Here is a 2,231-nt window from a genome sequence, read left to right on the forward strand (position 1 = left end):
CAGTTGACCGACCTGATGCCTGCCGAATGGCAGGCGCGGCTGAAGCGGGCGCCTTACAGCCCTTCGCTCGCCTATCGGCTGGCCATGATCGCCAATGGCGCGCTGGACGCCACTTTCGTCAAGCCGAACGCGCATGACTGGGACATTGCAGCGGCCGACCTCATCCTGCGCGAGGCCGGCGGCCAGCTGCTCGACCAGCATGGCCGCGCTCCACTTTATGCCGGCGAGGTGACTCGTCACGGCGCCCTTGCTGCCGGCAGCGGTGAATTGCTGGCCGTGCTCGCCGGCGTCATCGCCGGTCTGGACACGTGAAAGCGTTTTCCCCGGCGAGATGAATTCATCTCGCCCTAAAGGTTCCAAAGTCGGCGGCTTTGGTCTAGACCTGTGACAAACTCACGATATGTGAAGGACCGACATGGCCGCGGAAGACGGAAAGAAACAGCTTTTGCATCTGGTGTTCGGTGGCGAACTGAAGAAGCTTGGCGGCACCGAATTCCGCGATCTCGACGGGCTCGACATCGTCGGCATCTATCCCGACTATCAATCCGCGCACACGGCGTGGAAAGCCAAGGCGCAAGCCAGCGTGGACAACGCTCACATGCGTTACTTCGTCGTTCATCTGCACCGGCTGCTGGACCCCGACAACAAGGCTGCCGGTTGACTTCGATGGAGCATGACCTGGCGAAAGGGCCAGCAAGCGATGCCGCGCCCACGGGCAGGGGACGCAGCCGCACGACCAAGGCCTTCTGGCGCAAGATTCGCCAACCGCTTGCGCAGTCGCGATTCGTCAAGAACGCCATCGCCAGCCTGTTCGCCCAGTTCGTCCGCTTCGTGCGCCTCACCAATCGCGTCGTCGAGGGATCGGCACGGTTTTCGGGCGGTGCCTATACCGAGTTCGAGCCTGGCATCATCGCCTTGTGGCACGGCCAGCATCTGCTGACGCCTGCCTATTATCCCAAGCGCAAGCCGCTGGTCGCCATGGTTTCGCGCAGCGCCGATGCCGAGCTCAACGCCTTGATGCTGGAAAAATTCGGCATTGAGGCGGTGCGCGGCTCGGGCGGGCGGGAAAATGCCAGGCACCTCGACAAGGGTGGGGCAAAAGCGCTTATCGCCCTGAAAAAGTCGCTCGCCGTCGGCAAGAACGTCGCCATGATCGCAGATATTCCGCACGGCACGCCGCGAGACGCAGGACTTGGCATCGTTCTCCTGGCTCGCCTCTCGGGCCGGCCGCTTGTGCCCGTCGCCATCACCACCAGCCGCCGCAAGGTGCTGGAGAAGAGCTGGGACAAGACCACCATCAACCTGCCGTTCGGCCGTTCGTCGATCGTCATCGGCCAGCCGATCTTCGTGGCGGCCGGCGCCGATGACGCCGAAATGGAGCGCAAGCGCCAGGAAGTGACGACAGCGCTCAATGCCGCGACCGCCGAGGCTTACCGTCTCGTGGATGCTCCGCGATGAGCGGCCGCTGGGCACGGGCCATGCTGTCGGCTTACCGATTCGCGGGTGCGGCAGCCTATCCGCTGGTCGGGCCCTACGTTGCCTGGCGCACCTCGCGCGGCAAGGAAGACCGCTACCGCCGCCGCGAGCGCTATGGCGTCGCCGGCCGCGCGCGCCCCGACGGGCCGGTGATCTGGATCCATGCCGCGAGCGTCGGTGAGACCATAGCCGTCGTGCCGCTGGTCGAAAGCATTCTCGACTATGGCGTCAACATCGTGCTGACGACCGGCACGGTGACCTCTGCGCAGGTCGCCGACGAGCGGCTCGGTGACCGGATCATCCATCAATATGTACCGCTCGATCTCAAGCCGGCGGTCAGCCGGTTCCTCGATCACTGGCAGCCGGATCTGGCAATCATCGCCGAATCCGAGATCTGGCCGATGACCATCCTCGAGCTTGGCGCGCGCCGTGTGCCGCAGGTGCTGGTCAATGGCAGGCTGTCCGACCGCTCGTTCAAATCGTGGAAGAAACGGGCCAACATCGCCGAGGCGCTGTTCGAGAACCTGGCTCATGTCGTGGCGCAGTCGGATGTCGATGGCGAGCGGTTTCTCGCGCTCGGCGCGCGGCCGGTGACGGTGTCGGGCAACCTCAAGGTGGACACGTCGCCGCCGCCGGTCGACGAACGGGCGCTGGCGACACTGCGGCGGCAGATAGGCACGCGCCCGACCTGGGCGGCGATCTCGACCCATGACGGCGAGGAAGTGGTCGCGGCTGAAGTCCACGCGACGCTGCAC

4 protein-coding genes are annotated in these 2,231 nt (G+C 64.9%); all 4 read left to right on the forward strand.

Going from position 1 to position 2,231, the window contains the following annotated elements:
• On the forward strand, positions 1 to 312 hold a 312-nt coding region (locus EN991_RS33035; protein ID WP_281058832.1), incomplete at its 5' end, for an inositol monophosphatase family protein.
• Between the two features lie 103 nt (positions 313 to 415).
• Complete coding sequence (locus tag EN991_RS33040) at positions 416 to 661, forward strand: DUF4170 domain-containing protein (RefSeq protein ID WP_013532345.1); 246 nt, start codon at positions 416 to 418, stop codon at positions 659 to 661.
• A gap of 5 nt (positions 662 to 666) precedes the next feature.
• Positions 667 to 1,458 (forward strand): lysophospholipid acyltransferase family protein, encoded by a 792-nt coding sequence (locus EN991_RS33045; RefSeq protein ID WP_013532344.1) that lies wholly within the window; start codon positions 667 to 669, stop codon positions 1,456 to 1,458.
• On the forward strand, positions 1,455 to 2,231 hold a 777-nt coding region (locus EN991_RS33050), incomplete at its 3' end, for a glycosyltransferase N-terminal domain-containing protein (RefSeq protein ID WP_281058833.1). The genes EN991_RS33045 and EN991_RS33050, both read left to right, overlap by 4 nt.

This window comes from Mesorhizobium sp. M7A.F.Ca.US.005.03.2.1, from assembly GCF_003997795.1.
GTDB classification, from domain to species: Bacteria; Pseudomonadota; Alphaproteobacteria; order Rhizobiales; family Rhizobiaceae; genus Mesorhizobium; species Mesorhizobium ciceri.